This is a genomic window from Sorangium sp. So ce887 (assembly GCF_051521455.1).
Classification (GTDB): domain Bacteria; phylum Myxococcota_A; class Polyangia; order Polyangiales; family Polyangiaceae; genus Sorangium.
This window is the reverse complement of sequence record NZ_CP150354.1, coordinates 2,050,842-2,065,508: the sequence shown is the minus strand read 5'-3', so window position 1 is coordinate 2,065,508 and position 14,667 is coordinate 2,050,842. Positions and strand designations below refer to the sequence as shown.

At 73.9% G+C, this 14,667-nt stretch carries 8 protein-coding genes; 3 read left to right on the top strand and 5 right to left on the bottom strand.

Features of this window, described 5'->3' with window-relative positions; translation table 11 throughout:
- Nucleotides 1-73: 73 nt before the first annotated feature.
- Both WMF36_RS07745 and WMF36_RS07740 read right to left on the bottom strand, forming a co-directional pair.
- On the bottom strand, nt 74-748 hold the full coding sequence (locus WMF36_RS07745; RefSeq protein ID WP_437578968.1) for a hypothetical protein: 675 nt from the start codon (nt 746-748) through the stop codon (nt 74-76).
- Between the two features lie 105 nt (nt 749-853).
- Nucleotides 854-1,585 carry a hypothetical protein gene (locus WMF36_RS07740; RefSeq protein WP_437578967.1) on the bottom strand — a complete coding sequence of 244 codons (732 nt, stop codon included), beginning with the start codon at nt 1,583-1,585 and terminating at the stop codon, nt 854-856.
- A gap of 111 nt (nt 1,586-1,696) precedes the next feature.
- On the opposite strand from WMF36_RS07740, the gene WMF36_RS07735 reads away from it, so the two are divergent.
- Nucleotides 1,697-6,712 carry a sigma 54-interacting transcriptional regulator gene (locus WMF36_RS07735; protein WP_437578966.1) on the top strand — a complete coding sequence of 1,672 codons (5,016 nt, stop codon included), beginning with the start codon at nt 1,697-1,699 and terminating at the stop codon, nt 6,710-6,712.
- Between the two features lie 50 nt (nt 6,713-6,762).
- On the opposite strand, the gene WMF36_RS07730 is transcribed toward WMF36_RS07735, so the two are convergent.
- Nucleotides 6,763-8,004: a hypothetical protein gene (locus WMF36_RS07730; RefSeq protein WP_437578965.1), complete on the bottom strand. Its 1,242-nt coding sequence runs from the start codon at nt 8,002-8,004 to the stop codon at nt 6,763-6,765.
- 246 nt (nt 8,005-8,250) lie between these two features.
- A complete protein-coding gene (locus WMF36_RS07725) occupies nt 8,251-9,936 on the bottom strand; it encodes a hypothetical protein (protein WP_437578964.1) in 1,686 nt (561 codons plus the stop codon).
- Between the two features lie 62 nt (nt 9,937-9,998).
- Between WMF36_RS07725 and WMF36_RS07720 the strand changes: the two genes are divergently transcribed.
- Together WMF36_RS07720 and WMF36_RS07715 are read left to right on the top strand one after the other, a co-directional pair.
- The gene (locus WMF36_RS07720; RefSeq protein ID WP_437578963.1) at nt 9,999-10,568 is read left to right on the top strand and encodes a hypothetical protein; all 570 of its coding nucleotides are present in this window, start codon (nt 9,999-10,001) and stop codon (nt 10,566-10,568) included.
- A gap of 476 nt (nt 10,569-11,044) precedes the next feature.
- Nucleotides 11,045-13,174, top strand: a complete 2,130-nt coding sequence (locus tag WMF36_RS07715) for a substrate-binding domain-containing protein (protein WP_437578962.1) — start codon at nt 11,045-11,047, stop codon at nt 13,172-13,174.
- Nucleotides 13,175-13,657: 483 nt separating this feature from the next.
- On the opposite strand, the gene WMF36_RS07710 is transcribed toward WMF36_RS07715, so the two are convergent.
- Nucleotides 13,658-14,635 carry a LysR substrate-binding domain-containing protein gene (locus WMF36_RS07710; RefSeq protein WP_437578961.1) on the bottom strand — a complete coding sequence of 326 codons (978 nt, stop codon included), beginning with the start codon at nt 14,633-14,635 and terminating at the stop codon, nt 13,658-13,660.
- Nucleotides 14,636-14,667 lie beyond the last annotated feature (32 nt).

Here is a 14,667-nt window from a genome sequence, read left to right as displayed (position 1 = left end):
CCGGGCAGGGCGCGCCGGCCGTCCGCGCGAGCGCCGCCGTCAAGGCGGCTGAGCGCGGGTGGGGTCGCGCGCCTCAGCGAACGCCGGCGACAGGGAGATCCGGGGCGATGCAGCCGCACCCGCACTCGCCGGAGAAGAGCGTCTCCGGCCGCGAGCAAGCGAAGTCGAGGAGCATGCACTCCATCGGATCTTTGGAGACATAGCGCACGTTTGGATCACCCGGGTCCGGGCAAGCCTCCGGCTCGGGGCTGATGCAGCCGCACCCGCACTCGTTGTAGAAGAGCGTCTGTTCCTCCGCGCAGTAGAAGTCGATGAGGTGGCACTCCTCGATATCGTGCGACACATAGCGGACGCTCGGATCGCTCGCGTCCGGGCAGGCCTGCGGCTCAGGGGCGATGCAGCCGCAGCCGCACTCGCCGCCGAACAGCGTGTCGGGCGGCGAGCAGGCGAAGTCGATGCGGGTGCACTCCTCCGGATCGTGAGAGACATAGAGGACCTTCGGGTCGCTCGGATCCGGGCAGGCCGGCGCAGGGCCGATACAACCGCACCCGCACTCGACGGAGAACGGCTTCTGCTCCGGCCCACAGGCGAAATCAACGCCGGGGCACTCCGGCTCGCGAGACACGTAATGAACGTTGGGATCCCCTGGATCCGGGCAGCTCCCGCCGCCGCCGCCCGGCGAGGGGCCGCACCCGAGCTGTCCGACGATCGAAGAGCCCGCAAGGAACAACAAGGCATAGACTCGCATGTTCGTCTCCATTTCTTTCTTCGAGAGAGTTGATCCGTGAAGATGCACCTCCCCCTCGGGGCCCACCTCGGGCCCCCGGGGGAGGAGCAGAGAGCTCGGGCCGGTTCAGGGAGCGTCGCGGGCGAAGAGCGTCACCGCCCGCCGCGAGACCTCCGGAGAAGAGACCTCGACAAGCAGCACCTCCTCGCGCGCGGCGTCCTCGACCGGCTGAAACACAACGCGGACCTCGGTGGCCTCCCCGGCCTCGAGGACCACGGGCGCCGTCGCTCCCGCCAGGAGGACCCCGGGCGCCGGCGCGCGCAGCGCGATCGCGTCGATCGCGAGCGGCGCGGCGCAGGTGTGCACGAGCCGGAGGGTGCGGCTTACCTCCGCGCCGGCAGCGGTCCCGGGCAAGGCGAGCTCCGGCTCGACCTGGAAACAGTCGGCGAGCGGGCGGGGCGCGCGCTCGAGGACGCCGCTCGCGACGACGAGATCCGCCGGCTCGGAGCGGGCCGCGCCGCGCCGCGCCTGGACGCGCAGCTCGTCCCCTCGGACGGCGTCGATCTGAAGCGCGAAGCTCCCGTCGTCCGCGACCGGCGCGACCACCGGCGCCCCGGCGCCGTCGAGGTTCACCGCCCAGACGAGCTCGGCGTCCTTCACGCTCCCGGGCCCGCCGGCGAGATCCAGGCGCACCGGCGCGCCGTCGCACCCATCGCAGAACGCGCCGACGAGGTCCCCGGCGAGCGCCGGCGCGGAGGGCGGCTCCGGGATGGGGTTCACCCCGCACCCGGCGACACAAGCAACGAGAAGAGCCGCGAGCCAGCGCATCAGGCCTCCATCCCGTCGAACGCGGTTCATCGACTCAACATCCTGTGCAGCGTCCTGTTCAACGGCCGTGCCAGCGCGACCGCGCCGTGAATCGCGGGAATCCTGGCCCTTTATTGTACCATTCTGTACCATCTTGTACCGATGGTACATGACGGCCTTGCGCCAGGCGCCGTGGTCGACGGCCGCTACGACGTCGTGCGCGCGCTCGGGCGAGGCGGGCTCGGCTCGGTGGTCGAGGCGCGCGATCGGCTCTTCGATCGCGACGTCGCGCTGAAGTCGCTGCGCTTCGACTCCGCGGGCGCGACCGAGGCGTTCCGGCGGGAGTTCTCGCTGCTCTCGGCCTGCGCGCACCCGCGCCTCCCGCGCGCGTACGACTTCGCCCGGACGACGTGCGGCGGCGCGCCGCTCACGTACACCACGGCGGAGCTCATCCGGGGCCGGACGCTGGCCGAGCACGCCCGGGGACGGGCCTTCGGCGCGGCCCTGCCCGTCCTGCTCGACGCGCTCGACGCGCTCGGATGGCTTCACGGCGCAGGCATCGTCCACGGCGACTTCAAGCCCGAGAACGTCCTCGTGCGGGACGACGGCGCGGGCGTGCTCATCGACCTCAGCGCGGCGCGGCGGATGCGCGCCGAGGCGGGGGACCTCTCGGGCACGGCGCGGTACTTCGCGCCCGAGCTCCTCCGGGGGGCCCCGCCGAGCGCGCGCTCGGATCTCTTCGCGGTGGGGCGGACGCTCGAGGCCCTGTTCCCGCTCCTCTCCGGGGCGCCTCCCGCCGCCCTGCGCCGCCTCGCCGGGCGCCTCACCGCGGAGGAGCCGGCCAGCCGGCCCTCCGGCGTCGAGGAGGTCCTGGAGGCGCTCTCCGCCGGCGGCGTGCCGCGGCGCGCGCCCGCCGTCGTGAGCGAGCCGGGCGAGATCGTGGGCCGGGAGCGCGAGGTCGAGGCGTTCGGCGCGGCGCTCGCGGCGCTGCTCCGCGGCGAGCGCGGGCCGCGCGCCGTGGTGATCACGGGCGAGGAGGGCGCCGGCAAGTCACGGCTGTTCCGCGAGCTGAAGTGGCGCGCGCAGCTCAGCGTGCCCGTCTTCGAGGGCGCGCCCCGCGGCGAGGATCCGCTCCGCGCGCTGCTGCTCCGCGCGCTCGGCCGCGCCTCGCTCCCGGCCGGCGTCGACGCGTTGCTCGACGCCCGCAGCGAGCTCGCGGGGGCCGGGCGGTCGGTCGGCGTTCCACAGGGTCAAAAAATTACGTCCACATTAAATAAATCGAACCAACCGAACGCGCCGCCCCTGGCGCCGCACCGGCCGCTCGTGCTCGCCATCGACGACGCCGACAGGCTGGGCGCGCCCGACCGGGCGCTGCTCGAGGCGCTCGTGCGGTCGGCCGAGTCGACAGACGCCCTCCTCTGGCTCGTCGCCTCCGCCGAGCGGCTCGACGTGGGTGGCGGCGCGGTCGTCGAGCTCCCGCTCGGCCCGCTCGGCGAGGCGGCGGTCCGGGTGTGGACGGCGCCCCTGGCCACGGCGGCGCGCGTGTCGGATCTCCTGCGGGCGAGCGGCGGCCGCCCGCGCGCGCTCAAGGAGATCTGCGCCGCCCTGGGGCAGCGCAGCCTGAGCGAGGCGGAGCTCGATCGGTGCGTGACCACGACGGGCACCCCGGAGCTCTGGCGCCGGCGCGTCGACGCCCTCGCCCCCGAGGAGGCGCGTGCCCTCGCGGCGCTCGCGGTCGCGGACCCGCTCGGGCCCGAGGCCGCCGCGGCGCTCGGCGTGGGGCGCGCGGCGCTCGACGCGCTCGAGGCCGCGGGGCTCGCGCGGCTCGACGGCGAGGGGTTCCGCCTCGGCCAGCCCGGGCAGGCGCGGGCGCTGCTGCCCTGGCTCGACGCGGGCGCCGTGCGCGAGGTCGCGCGGGCGATGGCGGGCCACCTCGCCGGCGAGGGCGAGGCGGCGCTCGCCCCGGCGCTCCGCAGCCAGCGCGCCGCGGACCGGGCGAGGGCGCTCGTCCTGGCCGGCGATCACGAGGCGGCGCGGCGGGCGCTCGCCGCGTCCGAGCCGATGTTCGAGTGGGCGCCGCGCGCCTGGGTGCGCGCGGCGGACGCCGCCTGCGAGGTCCTTCCGGCGCCGCGGACGCTCGTGGCCGCCGCGTCCGCGATCGAGGCGGCCGGCGACCCGAGGCGCGCGCTCTCGCTGCTCGCGCGGGCGAGGCGCGCGCGGCCGCCGGCCGACGTCGGCGCCGAGCTCTCGTACCGGGCGGCGCGCTGCTACGAGAAGCTCGGCAAGGTCGAGCGGGCGCTCGGGCAGCTCGAGCGCGCGAGGGCGCTCTCGCCCGGGCCGCCGGGCGCGCGGCTCGCGAGCCTCTCGGCGCGCTGCCTGCTGCGCCTCGGCCGCTACGACGAGGCCCGGCGCGAGGCGCGCGAGGCGCTCGCGGCGGGCGAGGCGCTCGCGGCGGGCGACGCGCTCGCGGCGGGCGACGCGCTCGCGGCGGGCGAGCTCGGCGGCGCCCTCGCGCCGGGCCGCGCCGACGCCTCGTCCGCCGCCGAGATCGCCGAGACGCTGGGCCTCGCGCTCGGGTACCTGGGCGACCAGGAGGGCGCGCTCCGGAGCCTCGCGCGCGCCATCGCGCTGCGGCCCGCGTCGGACTCGCCCCGCGCCCGCGCCCGCACGCTCAGCTACCACGCGCTCCACGCCTACCGCGCCGGGGACGCCGCCCTCGCAGCGCGCGGGTTCCAGGAGGCGCTCGACCTGGCCGAGGCGGAGGGCCTCGGCGACCTGCTCGCGACCGCCGCGCTGAACCTGGGGACGGCGCGGCACCAGCTCGGCGACTGGGGCGCGGCGCTGCGCTGCTACGAGCGCGGGCTGCGGGCGGCGATCGCCTTCGCCAAGGAGCGGACCGAGGCGACCCTGCGCTTCAACCTCGCCAAGATCCACGCGGACGTCGGCCTCCTCGATCGGGCCGAGCTCGGCGTGGCGCGCCTCCGCGCCCCGCGTGCGCCCGAGAGCGCGAAGGTCCCCGAGGAGATCGCCGTGGCGGCGCTCGGGCTCGCCGCGGAGATCGCCGCCGCGCGCGGCGCGCTCGGCGAGGCGGCGCGGCTGCTCGATCAGGCCCGCGCCGGCCACGCGGCGCGCGGATCGAAGCGCGAGGCGTGCGAGGCGACGATCCACGCCGCCGAGGTCGCGCTCGCGGCGCAGGACAGGGCCGCGGCGGGCGACCGGCTGGCCGAGGCCGCGGCGCTGCTCCGGGAGACCGACGCGGCGGACCTCGCGCTGCGCCACGCGACGGCGGGCGCGGAGCTCGCGCTGGCCCTCGGCGACGCGGACGCGGCCCTGAAGGAGGTGCAGCGGGGCGCGGGCCTCGTGGCGCGGGTAGCGCAGCTCGAGCTCCACGCGAAGCACGAGGAGGTGTCCGCCGAGGTGCTCCGCCGCAGGTCGGCGGCGGCGCTGGCCGAGCGGCACCGCACGGCCGCGATCGAGTGCTGGGAGCGCATCGGGAGCACGCTCCCGGCGGAGCTCGCCGAGGCCTTCTGGCGACACCCGCGGCGGGCCGCGCTCCGCGGCGGGCCCGCGCAGGTGGCGAGCGCAGGCAGCGCCCGCATGGAGCTCGTGCTGAAGCTCCTCGAGGTCAACCGGCGCCTGAGCTCGACGCTCGACGCGGAGGAGGTGCTCCGCCTCGCCATGGACGCGGCCATCGAGCTGACCGGCGCCGAGCGGGGGTTCGTGATCCTCGCGTCGCCGTCGCGCCCGTCCTCTCCGGACGACCGAGGGAAGGCCAGGCTCGAGGTCGCCGTCGCGCGGAACCTCGACCGCGAGCGCGTCGGCAAGAGCCAGCTCAAGTTCAGCCACGGGATCGCCAAGCGGGTGGTCGAGCGCGGGGAGGCCGTGCTCACGGTCGACGCGCTGGCCGACGAGCGGTTCCACGGCAACGCGTCGGTGCACGCCCTGCGGCTCCGGTCGATCGTGTGCGTGCCGATCCGCGCGCACGGCGCGGTGCTCGGCGCCGTCTACCTCGACAACCGGTTCCAGCGCGGCAAGTTCGCGGAGGGCGACGCGGATCTGCTCGGCGCCTTCGCGGACCAGATCGCTGTCGCGCTGCACAACGGCAGGCTGATGGCCGAGCTCAGGGACCGCACCCGGGCCCTGGAGGAGGAGCAGCGCCGGGTCGCGGAGCTCATGTGCTCGCAGGCCGACGAGATCGAGCGGCTCTCGCACGAGCTCGAGCGGACCCGCGCGGACGCGCGCCGCGACTTCCCGGAGATCGCGGGGAGGAGCGCCCCGATGCGCGCCGTGCTCGCGCTCTGCGAGCGCGTGGCGGAGAGCGACGTGACGGTGACGGTGACGGGCGAGAGCGGCACGGGCAAGGAGCTCGTCGCGCGCGCCATCCACGCGGGCGGGCCCCGGCGGGAGGGGCCGTTCGTGGCGGTCAACTGCGCCGCGCTGCCCGAGGCGCTGCTCGAGTCGGAGCTCTTCGGCCACGTGAAGGGCGCCTTCACCGGCGCCGTCCGGGATCACGGCGGCCTGTTCCCGTCGGCGCGGGGCGGCACGCTGTTCCTCGACGAGCTCGGGGAGATGCCGGTCGGCGTGCAGGCGAAGCTGCTCCGCGCGCTCCAGGAGCGCTCGATCCGCCCGGTGGGGTCGGACCGGAGCCTCTCCGTCGCCGACGTGCGGGTCGTCTGCGCGACGAACCGGGATCTGCGGGAGGAGGTCGCCCAGGGGCGCTTTCGCGAGGATCTCTACTACCGGGTCAGCGTCATCGAGATCCGCTTGCCGCCGCTCCGCGAGCGGCCGGACGACATCCCGGCGATCGCGCAGGCGATCGTCGAGAAGCTCGCGGCGCGCCAGGGCCGCCCGGCCTTCCGGCTGTCGCGGGGCGCGCTCCGGCGGCTCATGTCGTACGGCTGGCCCGGCAACGTGAGGCAGCTCGAGAACGTCCTCTCGCGCGCGTGCGTGCTCGCGCCGGGCCCCGAGATCGGCCCGGCCGACATCCTGCTGCCGGCGGCGGCGCCCGCGCCGCGATCCCGGTCGCGCGCGGACTACCGGGGCGCCGAGGCGGAGCGGATCCGCGCCGCGCTCGATCTGGCCCGCTGGAACGTGTGCGAGGTGTCGCGGAGCCTCGGGATCCCGAGGATGACCCTCTACCGGAAGCTCGCGCGCTACGGGCTGCTGCGGAAGGCGTGAGCGTCAGCCGTGTCGCGGGACGGCGCCGCGGCCGGCGCCGCGGGGTCAGCTCACGGGCACGCGGTCTCGTCGCTCGCGGTGCCGCACTCGAGCGGGCCGGACGCGATGGCCTCGAACTGGTTCGTGCACCACGCCGCCGTGTCGCACTCTCCGCTGCCCTTGATCGCTGTCCCCTCGCTGTGCCGGAACACGCTGTTCGTGATCCGGGCCGTCGGCGGCACCCAGAGCAAGGTCGGCTCGTTCGAGCCCGAGCAGCCCTGACCGTTGCCGCCATACTCGATGATGGCGTGATCGAGGGTCGGCGTGAGCTCGCTCGCGCTGCTGTAGATCAGGCATCCCCAGTCCCCGGCCTGCGGCTCCGGATGAGCCGACGTGATCACCACGGGCTCTTCCTCCGTGCCGGCGAGGTTCAGCGTGGCGGAGAACGCTTCGATGCTGCCGCCGGTGAGCTCGATCCGCGTCCCCGCCTCGATGGTGACCTCGCTGTCCGGGTTGATCTGGAGGCCCCCCGCGCGGAACGGCACGGCCTGCTTGCGCCAGGTGCCGTCCGCCTCCAGGGAGAACGTGCTGTCGATCTCGATGAAGTCGTCCGCGTCAGAGAACGTGTTCGGCGCCCCGAGGCTCAGCACCTGCCGGAGCGCCACGTTGATCGACGCCTTGCCGTTGCGGGAGAACGTGTTCTGCTCGAACGCGCGCACGCCGGCGTCAGGCCCGATGAGGATGCCGTGATGCCGGCTGTCCTCGACCGTGACCTGCGCGATCCTGCGTACCGGCGCCATGACCACGAGGGCCGCCTCGGGGTTCGCTCCCGTCGCCGCGCAGGGCTGCCCGCCGTGCGCGAACGTCGCGTATTCGAGCTCGGAAGCCGCAGCCCCGGCGCCCAGGTAGACGCACTGCCAGTCGCCCGGCGCGGGCGAGTCCGCTTCCGACCTGAAGACGATCGGGTCGTCCTCGGTGCCCCTGGCGACCAGGGTAGAGCCGCTCTCATTGCCCAGCGACAGGTACCCCGACGGTCCGACCAGGATCGTCGTTCCGGGGGCAATGGTCAGCGTTGCGCTTCCCACCGTGGTGCGATCGAGGCGCACACACCCGGGGCCGACGGCCGTGTCCGCGTCGATGATCTCGGGCAGGAGCTCACACTCGCCGCCTCCGCCGCCGGCGACACCGGTCGTGGTGCCCGTCGCGGAGGCGCCGCCAGCCCCCGCCGACGTCGTGTCCTCACCGGGTGGGCCGCAGGCGACCAGCGCAGCGGCGACAGAGGAAGAAATCAGAACCAGCAGGCGTGTTCGCATCGGTCGACTCCAGGTGCTCTCTCTTGTGGCGAGGAGAGGATGAATGGTTGGTTAGCTCGAGGACAACTCGAAGGGTATGGCAAGTGGATATCTCGATTCCTGTCTCCTCCGCGGGTCCTCGGGCCGGAAAATGCGGGGGTGCAGCGCTTCATGGGCGCACGTTATCACATGAGCTCGACCGCCATGCCACCGCCCTCCCCGCAGGCCTGTCATCGGCGGCAGCGCCCTCGACCTTGGGCGACGGCGCTAATCCCAGGCGCGCACCACCATGAGCCCGAGGCTCGACCGCTTCCCGGCGGCGACGATCCGGCCATCGCGCTGGACGGCGACGGCGTAGAGGTAGTTGGCGTCCGGATGGTCGTCCAGCACGACGGCGCCCGAGGTGCCGAACCCGGCGTCCGCCGTGCCGTCCGGCAGGAGCCGGAGGATCTTGGCGGTCAGGCCCGAGGCCGACGTGCCCCCCGAGGCCGCGCCGAGGATCTTGCCGTCTGCCTGGAGGGCGACGCCATGGCCTCGCATGTACTGGGTCTCTCCCGTGCTCGCGGTCACCATGCCGCTCGCGCCAAACGTGGAGTCCGCCGAGCCATCCGCGTTGAAGCGCCCGAACGCGTACAGGTTCACGCCGTCGAGCGCGTACCCCACGACGACCGGCTTGCCGTCCCTCCCGAGGGCGAGATCGCTGTCGGTGTACGGCGTGGCGCTGAGATAGGCGACGCCGCCGGTCCCGAAGCCCGGATCGAAGCTCCCGTCGCGATCGAGCCGCGCCGCGAGGAGGCTCGGGCCGGCGGTCCGCTCCCTCCCTCCGGCCACGATGTGGTCGCCCTCGCCGAGGGCGACCGAGCGCAGCGGACGCTCCTCCATGGAGACGACGCCGAGGCTGCCGAAGCTCGGGTCGAGGTCACCCGTGGAAGAGAACCTCACGACGATACCGCTGTTGCCGGGGCCGACGCCGACAGCGATGATCGCGCCGGTGCCCTGGACGGCGACGTCGAAGCCCCGGGAGCTGCTGATCGATTGAGGCCCGAGCGCCGCGACCCCGCTCGCCCCGAAGGCCTGATCGATCCCGCCGCTCGCGTTGAACCGGACGACCGAGAGCTGGTCGTTGCGCGTCCCCACCGCGAGGATGCGCCCGTCCGGCTGCAGGGCCAGCGACGCGACCGCTCCCTCCCGGCCGACGACGAGGCCCCCGGCGCCGAACTCGGGATCGAGCGCGCCGCTCGGCAGGAAACGCGCGAGCCCCCAGGTGTCTCCGTCGATGCCGGCGACGAGGATCTTGTCGTCCTCCTGGACGACGACGGCGCGCGCCTCGTGGGGCGTGCCGCTTGTGGCGATCCCGTCGCCGTCGAACGACTGATCGAGCGTCCCCGGCGGGTCGGCGACGAGCAGCGAGACAGGCAGCAGGCGGTCCTCCTGCCCGGACGCGCTGGCGCGGAGCGACGGCGCGGCGCCGCCCACGAGCGCGAGCGGCTCCGCGGCCAGCGTGAGCACGCCGGTGGTCGCGTCGCCCGGGACCACGACCGGGCTCGCCGTGACCCCGCTCGGCAGATCCGACAGCGAGAGCTCGACGTCGCCCGCGAAGCCGCTCGAGCGCGTGACCGTGACCGTGAGCTCCGCCGAGCCGCCGCGCACGACGCGCGCCGCCGCCGGGTCGAGCGCGATCGAGAAGCCCGACTGGGGCGCCCCGCCGCCGCTGCCGTGCGCGGGCCCGCCGCCGCTGCCGCCCTCGCCCGACGCGGCGCCGCCGTCACCGCCGGCGCCGTTGCCGCCGGCGCCGCCGGCACCGTCGAGCGAGACATCGTGAATGCCGAGGATTCCCTGGCAGCCGAGCGCAAGGCAGGCTGCGGCCGCCCCCACGAGGCAGGCCGCGCGCGCGAGCCGGGCTCGCCGGGTCAGCGCGCTCCTCTGCGCGACCGGCGTGAGCAGGAGGATCATGGCAGCAGGCTATCACGCCGCATGCACTGTACATCCGTTCATTCCTCTGCTAGCCGACAGGCATGCGCTCCCGCAAGGCCGCCGCCGTCGTCGAAGAGCTACCGCCCGACGAGGACCCCGTCGACGCGATCCCACCCGACGACACCGCGGCGGACGAGGCGTTCTCCGCCGCAGGAGAGCCGCTCTCGCTCGATCGGATCTGCATCGACTGCGGCAGCAGCGGCGGCGCGCACGACAGCTGCGCTCACCGCGAGCGCGCCCGCTTCCACGCGCCGCCGCGCGCCGCGCTCGAGCTCGTCGCGCGCCTGCGCCGGGCCGCCGCCGAGCACCGGGCCGCCGCCCGCGCCCTCCGCGCCCTGGTCACCGCCGAGCACGCGCGCGGCCGCGCCGAGCTGGAGAGGGCCGAGCCGGAGCCGGTCGAGCCATCGGTGCCCGAGGCGGCGCCGGAGCCGCCCCGGGCCGCCGCCGCGCCGGAGCCGGACGAGCCCCCGCCGGCGCTCTGCCCGCGCTGCTCCGAGCGGACCGAGGCAGCGCCGGCCGAGCCGGACGCCGGGGCGCCGCCGCGCCGGCCGAAGCGCAAGGGGCGGGTGCCCCTCGAGCAGCAGGCATTCCCGTTCACGGGCGACTCCTAGTACTACAGCCGCACGTCGCGGAATCTCCGCGGATTTCGATGAGCGGGCGGACGATCGTGACGCTTGGCTCCTCCGCACACGGATGGAGCCCAGCTCGTTCGGTGCTCACCGACGTGCGGCTGTAGTACTAGAACACCTATCATGTTGAAACCCGGAGAATTTTCACAGGGAGGCGGGGAGGCGGGGAGGAAGAAAAAAAAGAATCTCTCCCTCTCGCCGTCTCTCGCTCCCCGCCTCCCCGCCTCCCTGTGAAATTCCTGCTTTTTTAGGGGTTTCAACCCGTTTGTCGCTCTAGCAACGCTCGCCGCACGGCGCGTGAGCCCCGGCCGCGCCTCCGCCGTGCCTCCGCCGTGCCTCCGCCGTAACCGCGCCGCCGAGCGGCATGACGCACGCGTGCGTTCCGTGCTAAACGTACCGGTTTATGACGGCGGCGCGGCGGAATGCCGGTGCTGGGGACAACCGAGGATTCTGCCACCATGTCGCTCGATAGAGCCATCGGCCTCATGTGTCACGACATCTGGGGCACGTATTTCTGCGAGGTGCTCGGCGGTATCCAGTCGGCCGCAGGGCACGCCGGATATCGCGTGATCGCCGTCAAGTCGTCGCCGCGAGACGTTCACCGGCTGAAGCTCGCGCGGGACCCGATCGACGGGTGGATCGCCCTGATCGATCCGACGGACATCGAGCTCTTCCTCGACGACGGCCGGCCGGTCGTGACCCTCAGCGCGCGCTCCAGGGACGGGCGCTGCCCGTACGTCCTGCCCGACAACCACGGCGGCGCCCTGGCGGCCGTGCGTCACCTGATCGAGCACGGGCACAGGCGGATCGTCTTCGCGGGCAACATGGCGCACGAGGATATCCGGCAGCGCTTCCAGGCCTACCGGGACGCGCTCGAGGAGCGCGGGATTCCATTCGATCCCGCCCTCGTCATCGAGCTCCCGAACAACGAGAGGGTGAGCGGGCGGTTCGCCGCGCACCGCCTCGTCGAATCGGGCGTGTCCTGCACCGCGATGTTCATGGCCACCGACCAGGGGGCGCTCGGGGCCATCGACGCGCTCTCCGAGGCGGGCGTCCGCGTCCCCGAGGACCTCGCCCTCGTCGGGTTCGACGACATCGAGGCGGCCAGGTACGCCTCGCCGCCGCTGACCACGGTCCGCCAGCGGTTCGACTGGATCGGCAGGACGGCCGCCCAGCTGCTCATCGATCTCCTCGCTGGACGGGATGTCCCGAGCGCGGGGCACATCGCGCCGACGCTCCTTGTCGTGCGCCGCTCGTGCGGCTGCTCGCCCGCCCCGGAGCAGCGCGAGGCGCCCGCGTCGGCCGAGGGCGCCGCGGACCAGGCCGACACGCTCGCTCGGGAGCTGGTCGCTCTCGCCACCTTCTCGTCGGCGCTCGACCGGAGCGCGCCGCCGACGGATACCTGGCCTGGCGTGACGGACGTGGTCCTCGGGCTCGAGGCGGCCGCCCAGGGGAGGCCTGGCCCCCCTCCGGCGGCGCTGGAGCGGGCATGGCGGGAGGCCGCGGAGCAGATGCCCCATATCGACCTGCTCCTGGCGATGATCGACCGGCTGGAGCAAGCGGGCCAGGCGATGCTCCGCGGCGCCGGGGACGCCGCCGCGAAGCGGCGCGTCACGGGCTACATCAGGAGGGCTCGCCACGACATGATGGAAGGCCGGGTGGCGCTCGAAGCGACCCGCGCCGATTACCTGAACAGCCTCCTCGACATCAACCTCGTTGTCCGGGAGACGCTCCTCGAGCACGCCGACAACGGCGGGAGCAAGCTGAGCTGGCTCTCCGCGGTGCAGATGAGCTGGGGCTGCCTCGCCGTGTGGGAAGAGCCCGGGGACGCCGGTCCGATGCTGCGGATCGTCGAGAGCTCCTGCCCCGGCATGCCGATCGCCTCGCCGGCGGCGGACACGCGCATCGCGACGGCGGAGTTCCCGCGCGGCGACTGGCTACCTGCCGCAGTCCAGGTCGACGGCGACCACGTCATCCGGCTCATCCCGCTCCGCAGCCAGGGTGAGGATCGCGGCGTCCTGGCCATCTGCGCTCCGGTGAGCAGCCCGCTCGGGCTGGATCACCGGGACATGGACATGTGGGTGGCGATGCTCACCGCGACATTCGAGCGCGCGTCGCTGATCGAGTCGCTGATCGAGCAGGAGAAGCAGACGCGCGCCGCCTACGAGCGCGAGCGCGCCCTCGCCGACGCCGTGCGCCGGATCGGGTGCCCGGTCATCCCGCTCGACAAGGGGGTGCTGCTCGTGCCGCTCGTCGGGGCCATCGATCTGGAGCGCGCGAGCCACGTGCTCGAGGTGGTGCTCGCGGAGCTCAGCCGCCAGGAAGCCGAGGTGTTGCTGATGGATATCACCGGCGTGCCCTTCGCCGACATGCAGGTCGCAGCGTCGCTGAGGAAGACGACCCGCGCCGCCCTCCTGCTCGGCGCCGAGGTCATCGTCGTGGGGATGCGGCCGCAGGTCGCGCAGGAGTTCACCCAGCTCGGCATCGATCTCGAGGGGATGACGCTTTACCCGACCGTCGCCAGCGCGCTCTCGGCGCTGCGCCGCAGGCGACAGCCGATCACCGGACCCCGGGTGCCCCGCGCCTGAGCCGCCGCCCGGCAGCGCCCGGCGCTCCCCGGAGCGGCCGCCTGCGCGGCGGACCGGCGCTGACCTCGCCGTGCGTGGGTCCACATTGTCGTTGACCTGATCGCGCCGGGTAGAGGAGGCTGCCCCCCGGAGGAGCAAGCCATGTCGAACCTTGTACGTCTGTCCGCCGCGACAGCGCTCGCGGCCGTCGCGATGCACGTCGGCGTGCTCGTCACAAGCACCAGCGGGTGCGCAGGCGAGGAGTGCGACGAGGATCCCATCGAGTGCAGCACCACCGAGGATTGCCCTTTCTGGGTCGTCCGGTGCAACGGCGGGTTTGCAGGGCGCGCTGGGCAGTGTACCGCCGACGGCTGTTGCCGACGTGCCATCGATGTGTGCTTGGTAGTGTGCGACTCGGTCGATCAGAAAGTCGAGAGCTGCTCGCAAGCCCGATGAGCTCACCCCGCCGTCGGGCTCCGAACGGCAGGCGCGCGCTCGGCTCCTCTACGACGCCTCCACGTCTGGCTCCGCCGCCCCTGCCCCGCGGGCCGGCGCGCCGCGCTCGCCTTCGCCGGGTGCGCGGCGCGGCGCGCGCGGCTTGCTCCGACTGACGCCCACCCGCCGCACGAACGAGAGGAACTGCCCGAGCGTGGGCGAGGCGTCGTCGGCGCGCCACGCGACGAGGAGGACCGTCGACGGCGCGCCCACGATCGGCCGCAGCGCGAGCCCGCCGCGCCGGATATTCTTGATGGATTCCGGCAGGATAGAGACGCCGAAGCCCGCCGCCACGAGGCTCAGGATGTCGAGGTGCAGCGCCTCCTGCACGATGCGCGGAGAGAAGCCCGCCTCGCGGCAGAGCCCCATCACCAGGTCGAAGAAGGCCGACCCGCGCTGGCGCGGGAACACGACGAACGGCTCGTGCGACAGGAGCTCGAGCGGGATGCGCTTGAGCCCCGCGAGCGGGTGATCCGCCGGCAGGGCGACCAGGAGCGGCTCGCGCCGGACGCACTCGGAGGCGAGCCGGGCGTCGTTGAGCGGCGCCCTCACGAACCCGACGTCGATGCGCCCGTCCTTGAGCGCGTCGATCTGCTCCTGCGGCGGCATCTCGCGCAGCGCGAGCTCCACCGACGGGAAGTCCGTGCGAAAGGCGCGGACCAGCTCGGTGATGCCGCTGTAGGCGAGCGACGACAGGTACCCGACGACAAGGCGCCCGGTCTCGCCGACGCTCGCGCGCCTGGCCTCGTGCACCGCGAGCTCGAGCGCGTCGAAGACCCGCCGGACGTGGGCGAGGAAGACCGTGCCCGCCGGCGTCAGCTCGACCCGCCGCCGCGAGCGATCGAAGAGCGAGAACCCGAGCTCGGACTCGAGATCCTGGATCTGCCGGCTCAGCGGGGGCTGGGCGATGCCGAGCCGCTGCGCCGCGCGGCCGAAATGCCGCTCCTCGGCGACGGCCGTGAAGTACCGGAGGTGGCGCAGATCCATACCTTGAAGGTATCGTGTGATACGAAAGAATA

Coding starts and splice junctions, on each gene's coding strand:
- WMF36_RS07720 (WP_437578963.1), top strand. CDS start 9,999: ATGCGCTCCCGCAAGGCCGCCGCCGTCGTCGAAGAGCTACCGCCCGAC.
- WMF36_RS07715 (WP_437578962.1), top strand. CDS start 11,045: ATGTCGCTCGATAGAGCCATCGGCCTCATGTGTCACGACATCTGGGGC.
- WMF36_RS07740 (WP_437578967.1), bottom strand. CDS start 1,585: ATGAACCGCGTTCGACGGGATGGAGGCCTGATGCGCTGGCTCGCGGCT.
- WMF36_RS07725 (WP_437578964.1), bottom strand. CDS start 9,936: ATGATCCTCCTGCTCACGCCGGTCGCGCAGAGGAGCGCGCTGACCCGG.
- WMF36_RS07710 (WP_437578961.1), bottom strand. CDS start 14,635: ATGGATCTGCGCCACCTCCGGTACTTCACGGCCGTCGCCGAGGAGCGG.
- WMF36_RS07735 (WP_437578966.1), top strand. CDS start 1,697: ATGGTACATGACGGCCTTGCGCCAGGCGCCGTGGTCGACGGCCGCTAC.
- WMF36_RS07730 (WP_437578965.1), bottom strand. CDS start 8,004: ATGCGAACACGCCTGCTGGTTCTGATTTCTTCCTCTGTCGCCGCTGCG.
- WMF36_RS07745 (WP_437578968.1), bottom strand. CDS start 748: ATGCGAGTCTATGCCTTGTTGTTCCTTGCGGGCTCTTCGATCGTCGGA.